This window comes from Burkholderia sp. Bp9031 (assembly GCF_003857965.1).
Taxonomy (GTDB): Bacteria; Pseudomonadota; Gammaproteobacteria; order Burkholderiales; family Burkholderiaceae; genus Burkholderia; species Burkholderia ambifaria_A.
Window position 1 is genome coordinate 199,152 of record NZ_QTPW01000007.1, and the last position, 17,440, is coordinate 216,591.

General features: G+C 60.5%; 20 protein-coding genes and 1 pseudogene. 4 read left to right on the top strand and 17 right to left on the bottom strand.

Annotated elements, in window-relative coordinates; genetic code table 11:
* The first annotated feature begins 39 nt into the window (after positions 1–39).
* The 3 genes from DIE15_RS12205 to DIE15_RS12215 all read left to right on the top strand — a co-directional run bounded on the left by DIE15_RS12205 (position 40) and on the right by DIE15_RS12215 (position 2,204).
* The gene (locus tag DIE15_RS12205) at positions 40–813 is read left to right on the top strand and encodes a GntR family transcriptional regulator (RefSeq protein ID WP_124833316.1); all 774 of its coding nucleotides are present in this window, start codon (positions 40–42) and stop codon (positions 811–813) included.
* A gap of 293 nt (positions 814–1,106) precedes the next feature.
* Positions 1,107–1,307 (top strand): hypothetical protein, encoded by a 201-nt coding sequence (locus tag DIE15_RS12210; RefSeq protein ID WP_124833317.1) that lies wholly within the window; start codon positions 1,107–1,109, stop codon positions 1,305–1,307.
* 93 nt (positions 1,308–1,400) lie between these two features.
* Positions 1,401–2,204, top strand: a complete 804-nt coding sequence (locus DIE15_RS12215) for an SDR family NAD(P)-dependent oxidoreductase (RefSeq protein WP_124833318.1) — start codon at positions 1,401–1,403, stop codon at positions 2,202–2,204.
* A gap of 179 nt (positions 2,205–2,383) precedes the next feature.
* On the opposite strand, the pseudogene DIE15_RS12220 reads toward DIE15_RS12215, so the two are convergent.
* The 7 genes and pseudogenes from DIE15_RS12220 to DIE15_RS12250 all read right to left on the bottom strand — a co-directional run.
* A pseudogene (locus tag DIE15_RS12220) lies at positions 2,384–2,716 on the bottom strand (tyrosine-type recombinase/integrase); the annotation flags it as partial.
* A 309-nt stretch (positions 2,717–3,025) separates the two neighbouring features.
* The gene (locus DIE15_RS12225; protein ID WP_124833319.1) at positions 3,026–3,502 is read right to left on the bottom strand and encodes a DUF2514 family protein; all 477 of its coding nucleotides are present in this window, start codon (positions 3,500–3,502) and stop codon (positions 3,026–3,028) included.
* Positions 3,499–3,819 (bottom strand): hypothetical protein, encoded by a 321-nt coding sequence (locus tag DIE15_RS12230; RefSeq protein WP_124833320.1) that lies wholly within the window; start codon positions 3,817–3,819, stop codon positions 3,499–3,501. The genes DIE15_RS12225 and DIE15_RS12230 overlap by 4 nt, the downstream gene beginning before the upstream one ends.
* A 124-nt stretch (positions 3,820–3,943) precedes the next feature.
* Positions 3,944–4,363, bottom strand: coding sequence for a glycoside hydrolase family protein (locus DIE15_RS12235; protein ID WP_124833321.1), 420 nt, complete (start codon positions 4,361–4,363; stop codon positions 3,944–3,946).
* Positions 4,356–4,625 carry a holin gene (locus tag DIE15_RS12240; RefSeq protein ID WP_260428235.1) on the bottom strand — a complete coding sequence of 90 codons (270 nt, stop codon included), beginning with the start codon at positions 4,623–4,625 and terminating at the stop codon, positions 4,356–4,358. The genes DIE15_RS12235 and DIE15_RS12240 overlap by 8 nt, the downstream gene beginning before the upstream one ends.
* A complete protein-coding gene (locus DIE15_RS12245; protein WP_124833323.1) occupies positions 4,625–4,960 on the bottom strand; it encodes a holin in 336 nt (111 codons plus the stop codon). Before DIE15_RS12245 ends, DIE15_RS12240 begins: the two co-directional genes overlap by 1 nt.
* Positions 4,961–4,975: 15 nt before the next feature.
* Positions 4,976–7,153, bottom strand: coding sequence for a glycosyl hydrolase family 28-related protein (locus DIE15_RS12250; protein WP_124833324.1), 2,178 nt, complete (start codon positions 7,151–7,153; stop codon positions 4,976–4,978).
* Here DIE15_RS12250 and DIE15_RS12255 point away from each other — a divergent pair.
* Complete coding sequence (locus tag DIE15_RS12255) at positions 7,143–7,343, top strand: hypothetical protein (RefSeq protein WP_124833325.1); 201 nt, start codon at positions 7,143–7,145, stop codon at positions 7,341–7,343. The genes DIE15_RS12250 and DIE15_RS12255 overlap by 11 nt on opposite strands.
* Before the next feature lie 33 nt (positions 7,344–7,376).
* On the opposite strand, the gene DIE15_RS12260 is transcribed toward DIE15_RS12255, so the two are convergent.
* From DIE15_RS12260 to DIE15_RS12305, 10 genes are all read right to left on the bottom strand, one after another.
* On the bottom strand, positions 7,377–10,142 hold the full coding sequence (locus tag DIE15_RS12260) for a glucosaminidase domain-containing protein (RefSeq protein ID WP_124833326.1): 2,766 nt from the start codon (positions 10,140–10,142) through the stop codon (positions 7,377–7,379).
* Positions 10,142–11,584, bottom strand: coding sequence for a hypothetical protein (locus DIE15_RS12265; protein WP_124833327.1), 1,443 nt, complete (start codon positions 11,582–11,584; stop codon positions 10,142–10,144). The genes DIE15_RS12260 and DIE15_RS12265 overlap by 1 nt, the downstream gene beginning before the upstream one ends.
* A 2-nt stretch (positions 11,585–11,586) precedes the next feature.
* Positions 11,587–12,432: a hypothetical protein gene (locus DIE15_RS12270; protein ID WP_124833328.1), complete on the bottom strand. Its 846-nt coding sequence runs from the start codon at positions 12,430–12,432 to the stop codon at positions 11,587–11,589.
* Positions 12,423–12,935, bottom strand: a complete 513-nt coding sequence (locus tag DIE15_RS12275; protein ID WP_185734433.1) for a GNAT family N-acetyltransferase — start codon at positions 12,933–12,935, stop codon at positions 12,423–12,425. The genes DIE15_RS12270 and DIE15_RS12275 overlap by 10 nt, the downstream gene beginning before the upstream one ends.
* Positions 12,935–13,261, bottom strand: a complete 327-nt coding sequence (locus DIE15_RS12280) for a hypothetical protein (protein WP_124833330.1) — start codon at positions 13,259–13,261, stop codon at positions 12,935–12,937. Before DIE15_RS12280 ends, DIE15_RS12275 begins: the two co-directional genes overlap by 1 nt.
* Positions 13,258–13,677: a hypothetical protein gene (locus DIE15_RS12285; RefSeq protein WP_124833331.1), complete on the bottom strand. Its 420-nt coding sequence runs from the start codon at positions 13,675–13,677 to the stop codon at positions 13,258–13,260. Before DIE15_RS12285 ends, DIE15_RS12280 begins: the two co-directional genes overlap by 4 nt.
* Positions 13,674–15,032 (bottom strand): packaged DNA stabilization protein, encoded by a 1,359-nt coding sequence (locus DIE15_RS12290; RefSeq protein ID WP_185734435.1) that lies wholly within the window; start codon positions 15,030–15,032, stop codon positions 13,674–13,676. Before DIE15_RS12290 ends, DIE15_RS12285 begins: the two co-directional genes overlap by 4 nt.
* A gap of 65 nt (positions 15,033–15,097) precedes the next feature.
* Positions 15,098–15,814, bottom strand: coding sequence for a packaged DNA stabilization gp4 family protein (locus DIE15_RS12295; protein WP_124833333.1), 717 nt, complete (start codon positions 15,812–15,814; stop codon positions 15,098–15,100).
* Positions 15,811–16,224 carry a hypothetical protein gene (locus DIE15_RS12300; protein ID WP_124833334.1) on the bottom strand — a complete coding sequence of 138 codons (414 nt, stop codon included), beginning with the start codon at positions 16,222–16,224 and terminating at the stop codon, positions 15,811–15,813. Before DIE15_RS12300 ends, DIE15_RS12295 begins: the two co-directional genes overlap by 4 nt.
* Positions 16,224–17,432: a P22 phage major capsid protein family protein gene (locus DIE15_RS12305; protein WP_124833335.1), complete on the bottom strand. Its 1,209-nt coding sequence runs from the start codon at positions 17,430–17,432 to the stop codon at positions 16,224–16,226. Before DIE15_RS12305 ends, DIE15_RS12300 begins: the two co-directional genes overlap by 1 nt.
* Between the last annotated feature and the right edge of the window lie 8 nt (positions 17,433–17,440).

Consider the following 17,440-nt stretch of genomic DNA (forward strand, 5'->3'; position numbering starts at 1 on the left):
CGCTATACTGAAAGCCGCTCAACCCCCGTCTTGCCACCCATGATCGCCCCCACCCATGCGTCAGACATCGTCTCGCTCGAATCGCCCCAGCCTCGTCACGTCGACCTCGCGCGCGCGCTGGTGCAGAGCATCGGCAGCGGCCAGTTTCAGGTCGGGGACATGTTGCCTACGGAAGCTGAACTGTGCGCTCAGTGGAATCTCAGCCGCTACGCCGTGCGTCAGGCCATTCTGAAGTTGTGCGATCTCGGTCTGATCAGCCGACAGGCAGGTATCGGCACGCGCGTGATCGCGCGCTATCCGCAGACGCGTTATGTGCAGTCGATGGATTCGTTGTCGGATCTTGCTCGCTATGCGCAAGGCACGCGACTCGATGTCATGTCGCATAACGTGCGTCCGGTCAGCGATGCCGAATCCCAGTTCCTGCACTGCCCGCCGGGGGCGAAGTGGCTGCACATCGAAGGAATTCGATACGACCTGGCTGGCGCCGACGAGCCGATAGCAATCGTCGACCTCTATGTCACTGGCCGCTACAGTCAATTAAAGGGGGTTTCGAAAACGCTGGACACGCCGGTTCATACGATGCTCGAACAGCAATACGGCGTCAGGGCGACACGTGTCGAGCAGCAGATCCATGGGCTGCTACTTGTCGGCGAGCAGGCAGCGGCACTGCACGTCCCGGACGGATCGGCCGGACTGCGCATTGTCCGAACCTACTATGCGCAGGACACGGTTATTGAGGTAACGTCGGGCGTACATCCCGCAAGCCGCTTCAGTTATTCGATGTCCTTCCAATTGACGCATACGCCGCACTGAAACGCGACGCATCAGCCGTCTACTCCGCTAACCGCGCAGCTCGTGTTCGTTGATCGAAAACACTATGTTCGACGAACCGGATCTATCCATCGCATCACAATTCCCTTAACGTGATTCCCGCGATCCGTTTGCTACTGCGCGGATCACTCCCCCGCTTTCTCGGCCAGCCGTGCACAACGTCCGCGCACGTGTTTCGGACGTGTGTTGCCGACTATGTAGCCCGCGTGCGAACGGATGCAATCTGCACGGTGGCACGTGCGCAACGCACGCCTGCCACAAACAGGAATCAAATCATGGAATTTCTACTTGATCACTTGATCGACGACGAGACTGAAAGCGCAATCGCGCATGAAATCAAACGGGTCGATCCGGATGCCGGCATCACGATCAATCGGACTACGAATCGTGTCGTCGTCGATTCGTGGCTGTTTCCAGAAGAGTTTCTCGTTGCATTCGACGATGCGGGCTACAACGTCAGGATCCTGGACTCCTGACACGCCATTTTTAGAAGGATTCCCGCGCGCTCACTAGCCAAGGGCGCGTGTGCGTTGAATGCAAGAAGGAACATCGAAAAAAAGGAGACAGCGATGGAGTTGAATCTCAACGGACGGACAGCGCTTGTATCGGGAGCAAGCAAAGGTGTAGGAAAAGGAGTCGCGAGAGCGCTCGCCGCCGAGGGCGTGAACCTCGTGCTGCTGGCGCGAGGCACCGTCGATCTTGAGCGTACGGCTCATGACATCGCAGACGAGTTTGGCGTACAGACTCTGCCCATCAGTGCCGACGTTACAAAGCCCGAGGAGGTCCGGCATGCGAGCTTACGGGCCCAGAAGCATTATGGAAACGTCCACATCGTGGTCAATAATGCCGGGGCAGCGATTCAGCGACGCGATCGCGAAATTTTGTGGGACGACAGCGACTGGCTCAGCCAGATCGAGATCAAGAATCTCGGGGCATTGCGAGTGATCCGCGAGTTTCTCCCGCTGATCCCGACCGATGGCACCGGACGGATCGTCAATATTACAGGCGCATCGGGGGTGATGACCTGGAACCCCGCGCTGACTTACGGGATGAATAACGCTGCGCTTATTCACATGACCGGATACCTTGCCGCCGATCTTGCGAGCCACAAGATCAATGTCAATGCGGTGGTGCCAGGGCTGGTGGGAACTGAATGGCGAGATGAATGGGCGCGGACAATGGCCCAGAACGCTGGGAAGAACGTCGACGAGTGGTTGCGTGAATTTTGTCTTGCGAAGGGCATTTTGTCCGGGCGCTGGGCACACGTAGAAGAGATTGGCAGTATGGTTGCCTATCTTGCCTCCGATCAGGCGCGCTACATCAATGGTGCGCGTGTTGCAGTCGACGGCGGCCTCACCGTCAACTCGAGATAGGCTCGCGATGCGGCGTCGCCGACTTGGCGCTTCCCGGCTCACCTAACAGCACGACAAAGGGATACGCTTGCAGATCTCGGACCGTGCAAACCGTCTCCATCCAGATCGATCCGGATTCGATTACCGTGACAGTCCAGTTAAGATCCGGGAACACCGGGACGCCTTTTGCAACTGGCCTGTGCAAAGTGCGTTTCCACCGGAGCCGGGATCGCACCGATCAAATCCCGCGCCGGATCGCTCTTCGCACGCCCTTCCTTGATTGCATAGCGGAAGGCGCGACTCATCTCGCTATGGACCCGGTGTGCAGAATAGCGAGTCCCGCGGCTATCGATCCGCGTCAAAACCGCAAGAATTTCAGGGGCGTCGCTCTCGACGACAGGACGTTTTCCCAACCATGGAAACACGTCGCTCTTGAACCGCGCCAACGTCTTCTCGTGCTGCTCGATCTGCACCACGGACTTGCGCTCTTCGAGCCAGTCATACGCCACTGCTTCAAACGAGTTCCTGATAGCGGTGTCGGTCAAAGGCATTGGGGGTATCTCCTGCCAAACTGGCCACGAATGCAGCCCATACCCCTAACATACCCACCACATACCCCCCCGGATGGCAAACGCACCCGACAGAACGTCATGGAAACAAAAAACCCGCGAGAGGCTTATTCCTCGCGGGTCTTTGGAACTTCGTGGAATCACATGGAAGCGATTTTGGTGCCGGGGACCGGAAAATTACGCCCCAATATCAGCAAGAGATTCAGCGATTCGTGCGTAACGAATGCGTAGTTTCTAGAAGATTGACGCCGGAATTGAACCGGCGCCCCGTGCCTATTTTGCAACCGTCAGCGCGTCGTAGTCCCGCTCGCACTGCTGGCCGGCGATGCCTCGCTCGTCAGCGATTTTTGCCAGTTCTCCCGCGCGGTCGTCAATGCTGTCGAGCACGTCGGCGAGCACACCGATGGGGTCGCCGGCTGGCGCGCTTCCGGCGGCAGCGGCGGGATGGCGGGCGCGCTCGACGAGCACGGCAACTTGCTTGCGCAAGCCGTCAGCAGCAGAAGCAGCGGCGGCAGCATCAGCGCGCGCCTGGTCACGTTGTTGAGCAGCATTCTCGGCTACCTCCTGTTGCGCCGCAGTGCGGCGTTGTTCTTCGGTGCGGGCCGCGTCGACAGCTTTGAGCTGGTCCTTCTGCGCTGCGGCGGTCGTCACACGCACGCCGTCGGCATGCCCCTTGAAGTAGCAGCCACCGGCAGTGATCGCAAGCGCGGCGAGGAAGGCCAGCCAGACGCGCGGGTCGAGGATCGTCATGATTCTTCCCCGTTTTTCTGGTCACGTTGGGCGGTGTGGTAACTTCCCGGTGCGCCGCCACCCTCTTTCTCGCCGCTTCCCTGCTCGGGTGGTTCACCCCAACTCATCCAGCGAGGGAATATGATCGACATCAGCCAGTTAGCTACCAGCGTTACCGCTGCACTGATCGTCGCCGTGACAATTGCGCTGTTCAAGTGGGCTGTTTCAAAGACCAGCGCTTCCACAAAAGCGGCGATGGATACCGCCATGAAAACCAGCACGATCATGTGGAAGATCACGCGGCGCAGCCTTTTTGATACGGTGGTAGTCGGATTCATTCTCTATACGCTCCAGCAGCAACTGAAATCCACCGATCCACTCACTCGACAAGCCGTGTTTGGAATCGCGATGTGGACATCGATCATGGTGTCGTACGTCTTCGCGATGCTGCTCAGGAAATAATCAAGCACCGCTCCGCATCATGTCGGCGAGTCGCGTCGCTCGAGCGCCGACCTGTCCAGCCCACTTCGACGCGAGCATGCCATCGGCTGCTGCCGCATAGTCACCGCGCTTCATCGCCGCGAGCGTATTGACGAACGTCAGCAGCTTGCCCTGCATGTTGAACGCCATGTTGACCACCACGCGCTGGCGCACCGCGTCGAGCTGGCGCCACCACGACAGGTTGCGATCGAGCCATGCGACCGTTCGGTCGATGTCGTTCGACAGCAGCGTGTCGCACTCGGCATCGCTGATCCCGATGTCCGTCAGGTTGCGGCCGACGCCGATCGTCGTCTTGCCGACCGTGTCGACGTAAGGTTTCAGCCTGCGCCCCTCATCGCGAGTCAGCTCGGCCATCAGGACCGAGCGGTCGAAATTACCCATGCTTGTGCTCCTTGCTCCACCAGTACGCCTTTCGGCCCATGACCCACAGGCACACGATCGCCATGCCGACCATCATCAGCGTCTCGGGCATGTCGATCGCCGAGACCATCCGCAGCGGCTTCAGCACGTTCACGGCCGAAGCGATACCGATGATCGAGAACCCAACTGTGCCCCACCAGCCCGTCGAGATCGCATCAGTCACAGCGATCCACATGCAGAAGCCGAGCACGACGAGATTTGCGAAAAGAAAAATCGTGACCATCACTGACCTCCCAGGAAGCGTCGTTTCAGGGCCCCGATGAAGTCCGCGTTGTTGATTTCTTTGAACAGCTCTTTCGTGATCGCCAGTCCGAACAGGCCGACAAGAAAGCCAATCGCCTGCTGCGCGCCGCCGTCCGCGATTGCAAACCATGTAACGATCAGCGGACCGACGAAGTATGAGAACGCCGCGCCAGCAACGAACGACACGGCTTTCTGCCGACCTGTCAACCCATCGCCAATGAAGCGCAGCGCGATCAACGATCCGATGGCACCAGGGACGATTTTGACGAGCAGCGCGCCGGCCGCCGCGAGCACGCTGGTTGTGGGTTCAGCCATTCGATTCCCCTGTGGTTATGCGGCCTTGGCCTCGAGCGCGGTGACGCGAGCAGTGAGGGCTTCGTTATCTGTCTGCTGCTGGGCCACGCTCGCGAACATTCCAGCCAATAAGAAGAACTGAAACTCGTTGTCTCGGAATGAATACAGATCACCCGCTTCGCGCGCAGGCATCACAATCCCGCCGTCTTCATCAAGGATTGCATCCACGGCATCCCACTTGTCGTAGCAAATGAATGCGTAGCGGAGTGGATCGAGGCCGTGCGACTGCATAACGTCGATCACGCGCTGCACGGTCGTGCCGGTATGAAGGCGCGCGCCGTCCGCGCCCTTCTCTGAGATCGCGGCGAGGAACTGGTAAATGCCGATTTCTGCGGCGAGTTGTTGAGCCGCAGCGATTTCAGCAGCCGTCATGGAGCGCACGGCTGATTTGAGGCGCGCGTCGGATGTGTTGATCGCGCCGCTGGCGGCATAGACGACGGACCATCGCAGACTGGCATAGCCCGAGGAGGATGAGTTGTCAGCAGATGGACCGATATTCGGCCCATACACATTCACACCACTAATCGTGACCGAACCGCCGCCATTGCTACCCGATGTGCCTCCAGTTCCGACAAAACGAGAATCCCAAGTCGAGCCGCCTAGGGAATGGAGCCGAACCTCCCTAGGAGCGGCCACGCCATTGACGCACGCCTTCAGTCCACCGGACGAGAAAAAGGTATCCGAATCCAGGAATGCAACTCGCGAGGTGCTGTTCCCGTTATTCACAAAGCTATTTGCGGGCGTTGTGCCAACCGCGCGCCAGAATGATGCCTCGGTGGCTGTCACGCCAGAATCGAGGACCAACCCAAAATCTACTGTGTTATAGACGTTCCCGCGAATGCTGTTCACCGATGCAGTGCGAGACGCACTTACGCCGCCATGAATTGCCGTGCAGGTAAAGCCGACTGAGTTTTTGTAAAACTCATTCGAATGAATCTGGTTGTACTGAGAGAAAAACTCAACCCCAACAAAGTCCGAGTAGGTGCCCCCATCCGCCGGGTCCCACGCGATGATGAAGTTGTCGCTGATATTGCAGCTATTCGAGCCATTGGCCGCTGCTCCCGTGCCAACGACAACGCCCCGCTCCCGAACCGCCATGTCATTGCCGGTCATGACGAGCAAGTTGCCATTGTTGTTGTCCATGACAACGCCACGGCGCCCGGCTTGGATCATGTTGTCGCGAACGGTAATCCCCTCGGAGCCGCCGGTAATGTAGACACCATCGTCGAAGTTGAACAACCACGATTCGGTGATGTGAACTCCCTTCGATGCATTGATGCTGATCATCTGGGGACTACGAACGGCAGATCCTCCGCCATTGAAAATGCAGCGATGAATGGTGCTCTGACCTCCGCCGCTCACGATAGATGCGCCCGTACCCCAGCAAGTGTTGGAATCCACCCCCGCAATCTCAACGTCGCGCAACAGCAGCTGCTGGCCGTATCGCGTGCCAGCGCTTCCCGTGAATGTGATCGCCACACCAGTCTTGACAGTCGTCGTGAGTAACGACAGACATGTCATTTCGACTGGCTTTCGAATGGTCGTGATGCCGCTGTTGTCGACAACGATCCCAGCTCCATTCGAGAAAGTCAGAATGGATTGCTGGAGCCCATCGCCATGGAACTTGAGCGATGCGTTCGATACATTCAGATTCGACGAAACAAGGTAGTTCCCGCACGGAAAGTAAAGCATCGCCTTCCTAGCGATCGCGGCATTGATGGCTCGCTGGATTGCAGCAGTATCGTCAGTTACGCCGTCCCCAACGGCGCCATAGTCTTTGACGCTGATGGTATCTCGCATCTTGTCTTGAGCCGTCCGCGGCGTAGGCGACGGTCCAACCTGAAGAAATCCGACGATGCTCGAGCCGCCCGAGTCGGAAAGTTGCCCTGAAAGATCGGCGACGACTTGATCCCAGATCTGGACACCATTCCAGTCCTTGACGATTTGCCGATATGTTCCGGACCCCCAGATGGTCGCCTGCCCGCGCGAATCCAACACGACTGGATTCGTGTTCGGCTGCGTCATCGCAGCGTCCTGCCAGGTATCCTTTTTCGTTGTCGTTCCTGGCGCATAGAACGTAACGTAACCATAGGCGAGAGGCTTCCCGTTCTGGTCGATGAACTGGGTTTTCCCGTTCGGAAGGATGGAGGCCATTGCCACCTCAAAACAAAAAGGCCGCTCGATGGCGGCCTATAATCGAAAAAGCCCGCACGGGGCAGGCTCAGGGGAAACAAATGAAAAAGGCTTTGGGCGTTATCTGGAAGTTGATCCTTGTGGCGATGGCTACAAGCGTCTGGTGGCCGCTCGGCATAATTGCTGCGATTACGTATTTCGGCGGGACTGACGCCCTGCTCGAAGCCATGCGAGGAGATAGCCGTTAGTTTTTTCCCACGGCCGACTTGAGCTTATTGAGGCCGGCGCCCGGTTCCAACGACTGGGCCGCCTCTTTCCCGAGCGACCGTTTCGCCAGATGTTGACGCGCCCATGTGCCAACCGGAATGCCGTGCGCATAAACGTTCGCTGCACCCTCCAACGCCGATTTCGCGGCATTGGCTGCCCCTGCCACGAAAGTATTGCTGTTGTTCACATAACTGCCCCGGGGCTGTTCCTGCGTATAGCGCGCGACGTTTCCCAGCTTGTCGAGTATCTGCGCATTGTCGCCACCGAATACAATGCCGCTCTTCTGGCCGAGATTCTGGATGGTCTTATTCAGGGCGGCCTGACTCACGTTCCCGGTGCCAGTCCGAAGATCGATGCCCGCTTGGCTCTTGACGTGATCCAATAGTCCAGCCGCGATGTATTGCTGATTCAGCGGGTCGCTGGAAAGGTTCTGGAGCATGTTTTGCACGTTCGCCGTTTTGCCGCCAGCGACATATTTCTGAACGAAGCCGTCCGCCAGCGGTGATGGCTCTCCCGCGCCGACCCCATCATTGACGGCTGCCTTGTAAGCAGGATCTGAGGCCATGGCCTGAAAGCGCGCGCGCGCTTGCGCTTGCGCCGATTTGAATGCAGCCATCGCCTCCGGACCGGCGGCCGGGCTGATCGGGGCATCGAGAATCGCCTGCCGGAGCAAGCCGATATCGTGCTGGACGCTGGTGTTCTTGGTTTCGCCGATTGCACCCGACAGCGTCTGGTCAATATCCATCAGGTCTCGAGCAGTCAGCGGCCTCGTGGCACCCGCCGACCGATCGAAAGCCTCCGGAAGCGCGACGACGTTGTTCTTCGCATCCGAGAATATCTGCTGCACGCGCGCCGGCAGCGCGCGGAACCGCGTCGGCCCGATCTCCGACTCAAAATCTCGCATCGCACCGGCCGAATCCACGAGCGCGGGCGTGCCGTCCGCGTTGCGCGCGCCCTCATATGCGCGCGCGATCTGCTCCTGAATCGGAGCGTCGGCCTGCTTGTATGCATCCACGAGAGCCTGCCCGATGGGCGTCCCGGACGGCACATTCACGTCGGGCGCGACGCGGTCGCGGATGGCGTCGAAGTTCGCTGCAAGCTGCCCATTCTGAGCATTGAAGCGTTCCGCCAGCTCCGGCGCCTTACCGCGGATGTTCTGCTCATGCGACAGGAGGTTGACATCGCCCGTTGCCTGCCCCGCCGTGAGTTCAACCGGCACCGGCAGCGATCCTGCCTCGATATGGCGCTCCGCTGCCGTGGGGTTCAACGTTCCGGCCTGCTCTTGCGCGGCGATCTTCTGGACGAGCGAATCCGGAACGCCCTCCGCGCGCGCCTGATTAGCGAAGCTGGTTCCAGCCGCGCCCATGCTCCCACGGGCGCCACCGGCTGCGGCAGCCGCGCCCGGAGGCACGGCTGCCTGCACAGATCCGCTCGGCGCCACGGCCGGCGTCGCCGCTGCGTTTGGTGCAGGCGCCGGCGATGGCCCGGCGCCCCGCGCATCAGACCAAGGAATGCTGCCTGGCGTCGGGGCCGGCAAATCCGCGCGGCCGATCGACTTCACGAGTCCATTGACGCGGGCAGCCAGCTCAGGCGCGACAATGTTCGCGGTGGCAGCCGGAACTTGATCGTTGATCGTCGCCAACAGCGCATTGGGTGCGCCCTTCACGAAGGTGTCGTCGTAGGCTTTCCCAACGGCAGCCGCCGCCTGCCCGACCGGCGTGTTCATGATGGCATTTTTCGCGCTCGACGCCATATTGCCGAGGCCCGCAAGCGCCTGCTGTCCGCCCTGCGTCTGCGGGTGATAGGTGAGCGCGTCAGCAATCTTGTTGCCAGTTGCCTGTGCATCAGCGTAGCTACTGCCAAGCGCAGCCGAACCGAGACGCGCGACACCGCCTACAAGACCACCGAGCGCGCCAGTTGCGAGCGTCGCGATCGGCTCGACAGCGGCGCCCGCAACATCGAGAGGCGTAGTTTCGTGCGGTTGATTCGCCTGCGGCGCCTGCTGAGGCTGCGAGGTAGGCTTCGCCGCCATCACGTTGCTCGCCATCGACAATAGCGGGTCGTCCGTGGTTTGCGCGGGCTTTGTACTCGGCACGGCGCTCGCCGAGGGGGACACCCCACCCGGCGTGGTTCCGCCCATGATGCCGTGCGCCATGTCGAGCAGCGGATCGCCGGGCGACGCCACGGCCGGAGCCGACCACGCTTGCGCCGGCGCGGCGGCTGACTGCGGCCCGTTCAGCCGCTGGCCAGTTGCCGAGATCACCGGCGCGCCGCCCATCTGCGCCGGCGTGAGCTCGCCCGCATTCGCGGCGCCCGACAACGCCGATGCAACCGTATCGCCGAACTTGCGCACCATGTCGACAGCCGTCGCGAGCTTCCCGACATATTTCGGGTCCTCTGCATAGCCGCCGGCCTTCAGCGCGCCGGCATAGCCAGCGGCATCAGCACCCTTGCCGACCGCGTTCCGATAGTTGCTCGAGATCAGGTTAGCAAAATCTGCCGCGAAGTCGCCCGGCGACTGATACGTGCGGTATTGATCAACAGCACCCGTCTGGTTGTCCTTCGCTGCGACGCCCGGACCCTTGATGTTACCGAGGTTATTCGTGCCCGGGATGACGGACTTGCCCCATCCCGTTTCCAGCCCCCACTGGCCGAGCAGCACATCGGGCGCAACGCCGATGCGCTGGCTGACGGCCGCCGCCACCGGCCCATACTGCTGGACGAAACCCTGAACGTTCGCCATCAGAATGCCCCAAGTGCCTTCATGGCCTGATAGTCCTTCATCCAGCCCTGCAACTTGCCCTGCTTATTCAGTGCTTCCATTGCAGCCTGCTGTGCTGCCTCATTAGGCAATGATCGGATATAGGACACGTCCGGATTGAACGACTGATTCCATTTCGCTTCGAACTGCGGTAGCTGGCTTGTGTTGTTACCGTTCTGCGCGAGGAAGTTGGTCGTCGCCTGCTGACGGTCAAGCAGCGCCTGCTGCAGTCCTTTCGCATGCGCGATTGATTCTTGGAGCGCCGGCAGGTTCATATTGTTCGGGTCCGGCTGGCCTGCCTTCGCCGCGGCGAGGCGCGAATCACTCCCCGACAGGCCAAGCGACGAAGCTGCCTGGTCAGCTGCGCTATTCAGGTAGTTCACCGCGAGCTGATAATCCTTGACCGAGTTACCGGTCGGCGCGATGTTAAAGGCACCCAGAATTGTCTGTATCGTGCCGCGAGCATTCGCAATAGATGCTGATCCCTTACCGGCCGCGATCGCTCCCTGCACTGCCTGATTCGCGAGGTCGTAGGTCTGCATCATCGGCTTCGCCTGCGATGCGGCCGTCTGCAGCGTGTTGTAGCGCGTCGCTGCCCCGCTGGCGACGTCGGACGCACCGAGGGGCGTCCCGGTCGCATATCCGCCACCCGGCGTCTGCGGAACTGCGCCGCCGGCCATCTGCCCTTTCGTGTACGTGGTCGGCTGCCCGTTCTGGTTGATCGTCAGTCCCGGCGCAAGCGCTTCGCTCGGCGACAAGCCGTTCTGAACCGTGTAGCCGACCGTTCCAACGCCTCCGCCGGCTGCTAGCGGGTTCTGGTTCACCGCAACCATTGCGGGCCCGGTATTGACCTGCGCGTACTTCGGCATCATCGCGCTCAGCTGCGTTTCGCCGTTCAGCGCCGACATGTAATGCTGCTGGACCCATCCGCGGAGTGCCTGCGGATCTTGTGGCATCGACTGCATTTCGGCTTGGAATACCTGCGGCGTGATCGCGCCGGCCTGAAGTTGTGTCACCCCAAAACTCATCACGTCCTGCGGCGATAGGTCCGGCTTCGTCAGAAGACTGCCGAGACCCTGCCGGAGCCCGGACTGCGCCTTGATCGACTGATCAAGCTTCGCGGTGTCGATGCCGATCTGCTGCTGTTGCTGCGTATTGATGCCCTGCGCAATCTGGCTCATGTTGTAGGCCGCGCGAGGGTCTTGGCTGATGATCCCCATCAGCTTGTTGTTGTCGACCTTCCCAGTCGTCGGATCCGTCGCCTGCTGATAGGCAGCCGAAACTGCTTTGTTCGCGTCGAGCTGCTGCTGCATCGCCTGCCCGTTCGCATTCATATAGCGGAACTGCGCGACCTGCAGCGCCTGCTGGAGCGGGTTGAACTCAGGTGCCTTGACCTGAAGCGGAATCGAGGGATCGAGTGGCATGATCAGACCGAAAATCCGTAGGAATTGGAGCCGACGTTGTAGCCGGTGGGATTGCTCGCACTTACGGCGCCATAGGAAGGATTTACTGACGTGGCGTTGCTCAGGGCGTTATTACTAAGAAGCCCGTAAGTCATCGCGCCATTTGCAACGCTATTCATGCCACCGGCCAGGGCATTCGCAGAACCCACCATTCCAGAGGCTTGTGCGTTCGCACCGCTCATCAGCGTATTGCCGATATTGCCGGCTGCTGCGGCCCCCAGCGAACCATTCGTAGCAGCGGCATTCTGACCATTCCCGACCAGACCACTCAGGCGGTTCACGTTGTTCGCGGCCGAGCTGTAGTTCGTGTTGAACGTCTGCAGCGCACGATTGAACACATCGTTGTACGTCGAGTCGGCGAGACCGGTCGCATACGTCGATGCCCCTTTCAATGCAGCGCCAGACGTGCCAAGCCCGCGTGCAGCTGCACTGTTCTGGACGGACTTCAAGCCCTGATTGAGCGTGAACTGATAGCCAGGAGTCGCAGCCGCCTGCGCTGCGGTCGGAGCGGAAAACTGTTGCTGAAGGATGTTGGTCGGATTCGTGCCATTGAACGAATACGTGCCGTCGTCGCTCTTCGTGACGTTGTAGCCCATCGCCGACAACAGCGGATTGATCGCCGACGAACCCAAGTCCATATAGGGCTTGAGATTCTTCTGCGTCTGCTGCCACTGCTGGTTCTGGAGTGAAGCCGCGTAGTTTGCGGAGTCAGCTTGGGTCTGTGCTGCGTCGGAAGCTGCGTTCGACTGCATCGCCGATCCGGCGATACCGACAACGCCGGCACCTGCAATTGCAGCAGCTACGCACATGTCTCACCTCGCGGAAGATCTTTGAGCTTGAGCTCCATCACCACGTCATCGGCAATATAGCCGCGTCGCTGGAGAATCTCGCAAAGCTTGCCAGTCATCGTGACCGGCCATCCGATGATGCTGACTCCGCGCTCGCGCAGCGTTTCTTCGATTTGCGACATGAGACGTGGCATCGAGCGGCGATGATCCGGTTGCACGTAGAACGTATCGACGTTCCCGCACAGTTCAGTCTTCAGATGCAGGCTTCGATAGAGGATCGCCAGAGCGTATCCATGCAGAACGCCTTCATCGTCACGCAGAGTGAAGGCGATCAATGATTGATGGTCGGATAGGTAAAGGTACTGATCGATGTCCGGTTCGATCTGAAGGCCGCGCTGCCCGTGATAGGCACAGGTGTCTTTCTTGATCTCCGAGCATTCGTCCCAGCTCTGCTGTCCGAGCGGGACGATCTCGTCTGCGAGTTCGCCGGTGAATGTCTCGATTGAGATTTTCATGGAGCTCATCACGGGCTTACCTCTGCTCCCGTGAGCGTCAATGTGACGCCGGCACCATCGGCATACAGCACACCCGGATTGACGACCTTCGTGTTGATCACTTCCGGAACCATGATCGACTTGCCGGCCCCCACCTGAACCTGATGGATGCGCGTCGGGTCGCCTGCCGTACCGCCGCTCGGGACAAGATAGAAATTGACCGTTACGGCTGCCGCTGTGGGGTTCCAGAGGTTCGCGGTATGCACTGCCCCCTGAATGGCCGCGCCGGGCGCATACGTGGCCGCAGCGGTCCCCGTGAGGACGCTTTGCCACAGAGTCTTGTAGTTGACGCTCATGCTTGTGCCTCGATGAGTTTTCGAAGGTCGTCGGTATCGCGCCGCGGTATCGCGACGGCATCGGGAATGGAAGTCGTTGCTCGCTGAAGTACGGAGACTGCATCCGGGACGGTTTGCGGCGCGCTTGGCTGTACCGGAACAACCCCCTGCACCATCGACTCAAGAGCAATAATGCGCAACAGCAGCGCGCCGATGAGCGCCCCCGGGACTGCGCTGTTCTCGAGCATGAACAGATTGGCAATCTGCTCCGCTTGCGCCTGCACTTGCTTCTGAAGGCTGACGATGTCGATCGGATCGCCCTCTCCACCCGTGCGCGTCAACAATGCGATGATCAGAGCGGTCCATTCGGGATTCAAGCGGCCGTCGGGCCCGGTCATAGGCGTGCCCGGATTGGGCATCGTCGCGGTCGTTCTCATGTTCGCGCCCTCGAAACGTCTACCCATGCCCCATTCAGTGCGGTCTTGATCGGTTCCGACCACGACAGCTCGAACACGCGATCGCGCGCATATCCGAGGCGTTGGAACTGGATCGAAGTGCGAAATTCGCCGCGGCGCCCCATCGTTGCCGTGACCGGGTTGCCCCATGTCGCGCCGCGATCGTCGCTCCAGCGCAGGCTGACGAGCGGATCGGTGGAGTCGTCCGGCATCCCGGCGCCCACCTCCATATCCGCGATGAACTGGCGGAACATCACACGGTTGCCATCGGCGCCGAGGATGTGGGGAAATGACCGAATGCGCTCGATTGGTGCGCCGTTGTCCGTATAGACATTCGGATCGAGTTCATAGACGATGCCGGTCTGCCAGTCACCGACCAGATTCCGACCATCGTTGAACGAATGGCAGTTCATACGATGGCGGCTCTGCGAGCCGTCGGCCTCGAGGTATCCGCGCTGATGCCATTGGCCTGTCGCGACATCGAAACACCACGTCGCGTTTGCTGTGGGGAACGTCAGCACGTAGAACGCATGGCCGCCCTGCAGATACGAGAACCCGATTGCATCGTCGATGCGGCTATATGCGCTGATCGCCTGCTCAAGCGCATGGGTCGAAATGCGCTCGGCCTGATAGTTACGCCCCGCGAACACGACGCCATGCCCTTGCAAATCCTGACCAAGCCAGAACAGTGCGAGATCGATCTTGGCGACCGAGTACTTTGCTGCGCACCCATGCTCGATGTAGACGCCCGGCATGCGGCCGAACGTGAAATCAGATGCGCCAGTGTTGAACCACACTTCCGTCGTCAACGCGCCGAACAGCCAGATCTCACGGTGCATCACTGCGAGCGTCACGAGGTTATCGGAATACGTCGACTTCGACGCGATATCGAGTGGATCGAACGTGACGTCGAGGTATTTCGAGATATAGAACTGCGTGCTGTTCGGCTTGTTAAAGACGAAATAGCCGTCTACGAGATCGACCTTATCAGCGCCGTAGAAGGCCGGATCACTGCACGCGGACATGACGTTGCTGCTGATGTCGACCGTGAATCCAGAGATGCTGCCGTCGACGATGAACATCGAAAATCCGTTGTCGACCATCGATACCGGTCCGCTTCCGGTCGAAAGCGTGCCGAGCGCCTGGTAACTGTTGTCGGCCGAGACGGCATAGACGTTGCGACCCACAACCTCGTAGCGACGGCCGTTCGACGCGGTGTAGATGCCGCGCGACTCGGCCGCGACAGGCGGAGTCGAGATCAGCGTGAGGCCCGGCGTCGGGTAATACGTAAAAGGCACCGGAGCATCCTGCGGATTCTGCTCGCCGTACAGGTTCACGCATCGCTGCGCCTCGGCGATGAGGCTCTGCGCGGCATATGCACCGATAGTCAGAGGAACTCGCATCAATACGGCCTATCGCTGTAGATGTTGTACCGCTGCTGTGTCGCGAGCCCGCGCGGCATGCTCATTGCCTTGATCTGCACGTTCATGCGCTTCACGATCCGCTTCGCGTTCATCGCGAGGCGCACAAGCGCTGGCTGCGGATCGAGCTGATACGAAGGCGCCAGATAGCATGCGAGGCAATATCGGATCGCGGCCATGTACTGCGGTGGCAGGTTGATATCGTCGGCCGGCGTGTCGAACTGCGGAAGCGCCTCGAGCGTGGCGATATGAAGCTCGAAACTTGCGTTCGGGATCGGATACATGAACAACGTCCCGAGCGGCCATGCCGCGTCGTAGAACGCATAGTTCGGGAACGACTGGAGTGCTTTCAACGCGATGCGCGAATAGTCCTCGCGTGCCGGGATGATCGTCACGGGATAGTCGATCGGCGTCGCGGTGCCCGGGTTCAGTCGCGCATAGGCAGCGTTGATCTGGTACGGCCACGCCGGCGTGTTGAAGTTGCCACCGGGCCCGACGGTGTACGACTGTGCACCGGTGGACTGAATCGCCGTGTCGACGAGGTGATAGACGCTCAGGCGCTCGCCCTGCCACTGGCCGAGCATCATGTTGAGCGTGTTCAGTGCATCCTCGGTGTCGTCGGGCGAAATCGACTGGCCGATCCCGAGCGCACCGATGTCCTTCAGTGCGAGCGTGATGAGATCGACCGCCGTCGTCATACCGCCTCCAGAGCCGCGCGGATCTTGTCGTTCGACCAGCGCTTGTCGATCTTGATGCCTTTCTCGTCGGCGATCTGGATCAGCGCCGTGCGCTCATCGTCGGCCTGTGCATCGGCGTCGCCTGGAGCAGTCGGCGCGATTGCAGCCTCTTCCTCGGCGTTTTGTACGAGAACATCGCCGACCCACTTCGGATACTCGATGAAATCAGCTTGCTGCTCGCGCGGTACAGCATCGACGCGCGCCGGCTTCTTCCAGCCCTCGCCGAGCGCCTCGAATGCGGCCTGGGACTCGACGATCTGCTGCTTGCCGCTCGGGCCATTGACCCACATCGGGAATTCCTGGAACACGCTGCCTCCGGAAACAAAAACCCCCGCCGCGGCGGGGGCTGATTGCTGAAGCAGAGCGCCCATCAGCGGACGATCCGGCAGGCCAGCTCGTTGTACACCGGCGCCCAGCCGTACAGCACGTCGATCCGGCACGGCACGGTGTCGGTGCCGATCGCATACTGGCGTGCAATCCGCATCGAAATACCCTTATGCACGCGACGCGCACCCCACGCGCCGTACTTGCTGACGTCCTCGAGGTCGGCCGTGGCCAGCGTGAACGCGTCACGGTGATATGCGAGGCTTGCCGTGTACTGCGTCGACGCGGCGATGTCCCACGTAACGGCGGCGGCGTTCGCCGGGCCAGCCGTGACCGTCTGGTACTGTTGATTCGACGCCGACGTGTTGATCGACGGGAAGATCGACAGAGTCGCGTTGCCAGAGCCGTCGGCGGTCGCGTTCGCGAGCACCGTGAACTGGCGCAGGACGCCGGTGGACTGGCGATTCTGCGGGTTCACGCCGTAGACACCAGCGATCGTGAACGTATCGCCCTTGTTCACGGTGCCAGCGGCACCCAGGCCGGTGACGAGCAGCGTCGAGCCCGTTTGTCCAGCACCGGAAACGGTGCCGTTCGTGCGCGTGCCGGTCGTGAACGTGTTCACGTTCTGGTCCATGCCGATGTCGAAGCCCAGGCCCGACGGCGAGAAGATGCCGCTTTCGTACTGCTCGCCGATCTTCGTGGACGGATTGAACAGGCCGGCTGCCGACTTCACCATCGAGCCGTTCGTGGCCGGATCCCAGACCGCGGTGCGTCGCCCGTCGCGGGGCGCGGCTTCGTTGTCGAGCTTCACGCCAGCATCCAGCAGGACCTTGATGTCGTTCGGAATCGTGCCGACCGTACCGACGCTGTTTGCGACCGTGCTCGCCAGACCGAGGCCGTCGAAGTCGATCTTGTTCGCGATCGTTGCCATCGCCGGCTTGATATAGCGGTCGGCGAACTCGTCGACGATGAGCGTCAGCTCCTGCGAGCTGAACGTGAAGTCGACGTGGAACTGCGTCGTCAGCGTGATCGGCACCGACGTTTCGTTCACGTTCTCGATGTTCAGCGCCGGACCCGTCGTGCCGACGAAGCGGTTCGGCTTGCGGGCGTTGACGGTCGCGCCGATCTTCGCGCCGCTGACCGCGAACTCGTTGGAATAGTCGCGGTTCGAACGGCTGGTGAAGGTCAACATGTTCTCGAGAATCATCAGCGATTCGTCGAGGATCTTGACGGGTGTGAGAAGAGTGTTTGCCATTTATCGCC

What these genes read in the sequence shown, in the direction of transcription:
- DIE15_RS12230 (WP_124833320.1), bottom strand. Translation starts at nt 3,819, where the DNA reads ATGAATCCGACTACCACCGTATCAAAAAGGCTGCGCCGCGTGATCTTC.
- DIE15_RS12245 (WP_124833323.1), bottom strand. Translation starts at nt 4,960, where the DNA reads ATGGCTGAACCCACAACCAGCGTGCTCGCGGCGGCCGGCGCGCTGCTC.
- DIE15_RS12215 (WP_124833318.1), top strand. Translation starts at nt 1,401, where the DNA reads ATGGAGTTGAATCTCAACGGACGGACAGCGCTTGTATCGGGAGCAAGC.
- DIE15_RS12265 (WP_124833327.1), bottom strand. Translation starts at nt 11,584, where the DNA reads ATGCCACTCGATCCCTCGATTCCGCTTCAGGTCAAGGCACCTGAGTTC.
- DIE15_RS12205 (WP_124833316.1), top strand. Translation starts at nt 40, where the DNA reads ATGATCGCCCCCACCCATGCGTCAGACATCGTCTCGCTCGAATCGCCC.
- DIE15_RS12285 (WP_124833331.1), bottom strand. Translation starts at nt 13,677, where the DNA reads ATGAGAACGACCGCGACGATGCCCAATCCGGGCACGCCTATGACCGGG.
- DIE15_RS12225 (WP_124833319.1), bottom strand. Translation starts at nt 3,502, where the DNA reads ATGACGATCCTCGACCCGCGCGTCTGGCTGGCCTTCCTCGCCGCGCTT.
- DIE15_RS12250 (WP_124833324.1), bottom strand. Translation starts at nt 7,153, where the DNA reads ATGGCCTCCATCCTTCCGAACGGGAAAACCCAGTTCATCGACCAGAAC.
- DIE15_RS12275 (WP_185734433.1), bottom strand. Translation starts at nt 12,935, where the DNA reads ATGAGCTCCATGAAAATCTCAATCGAGACATTCACCGGCGAACTCGCA.
- DIE15_RS12280 (WP_124833330.1), bottom strand. Translation starts at nt 13,261, where the DNA reads ATGAGCGTCAACTACAAGACTCTGTGGCAAAGCGTCCTCACGGGGACC.
- DIE15_RS12305 (WP_124833335.1), bottom strand. Translation starts at nt 17,432, where the DNA reads ATGGCAAACACTCTTCTCACACCCGTCAAGATCCTCGACGAATCGCTG.
- DIE15_RS12260 (WP_124833326.1), bottom strand. Translation starts at nt 10,142, where the DNA reads ATGGCGAACGTTCAGGGTTTCGTCCAGCAGTATGGGCCGGTGGCGGCG.
- DIE15_RS12235 (WP_124833321.1), bottom strand. Translation starts at nt 4,363, where the DNA reads ATGGGTAATTTCGACCGCTCGGTCCTGATGGCCGAGCTGACTCGCGAT.
- DIE15_RS12270 (WP_124833328.1), bottom strand. Translation starts at nt 12,432, where the DNA reads ATGTGCGTAGCTGCTGCAATTGCAGGTGCCGGCGTTGTCGGTATCGCC.
- DIE15_RS12240 (WP_260428235.1), bottom strand. Translation starts at nt 4,625, where the DNA reads ATGGTCACGATTTTTCTTTTCGCAAATCTCGTCGTGCTCGGCTTCTGC.
- DIE15_RS12295 (WP_124833333.1), bottom strand. Translation starts at nt 15,814, where the DNA reads ATGACGACGGCGGTCGATCTCATCACGCTCGCACTGAAGGACATCGGT.
- DIE15_RS12300 (WP_124833334.1), bottom strand. Translation starts at nt 16,224, where the DNA reads ATGGGCGCTCTGCTTCAGCAATCAGCCCCCGCCGCGGCGGGGGTTTTT.
- DIE15_RS12255 (WP_124833325.1), top strand. Translation starts at nt 7,143, where the DNA reads ATGGAGGCCATTGCCACCTCAAAACAAAAAGGCCGCTCGATGGCGGCC.
- DIE15_RS12210 (WP_124833317.1), top strand. Translation starts at nt 1,107, where the DNA reads ATGGAATTTCTACTTGATCACTTGATCGACGACGAGACTGAAAGCGCA.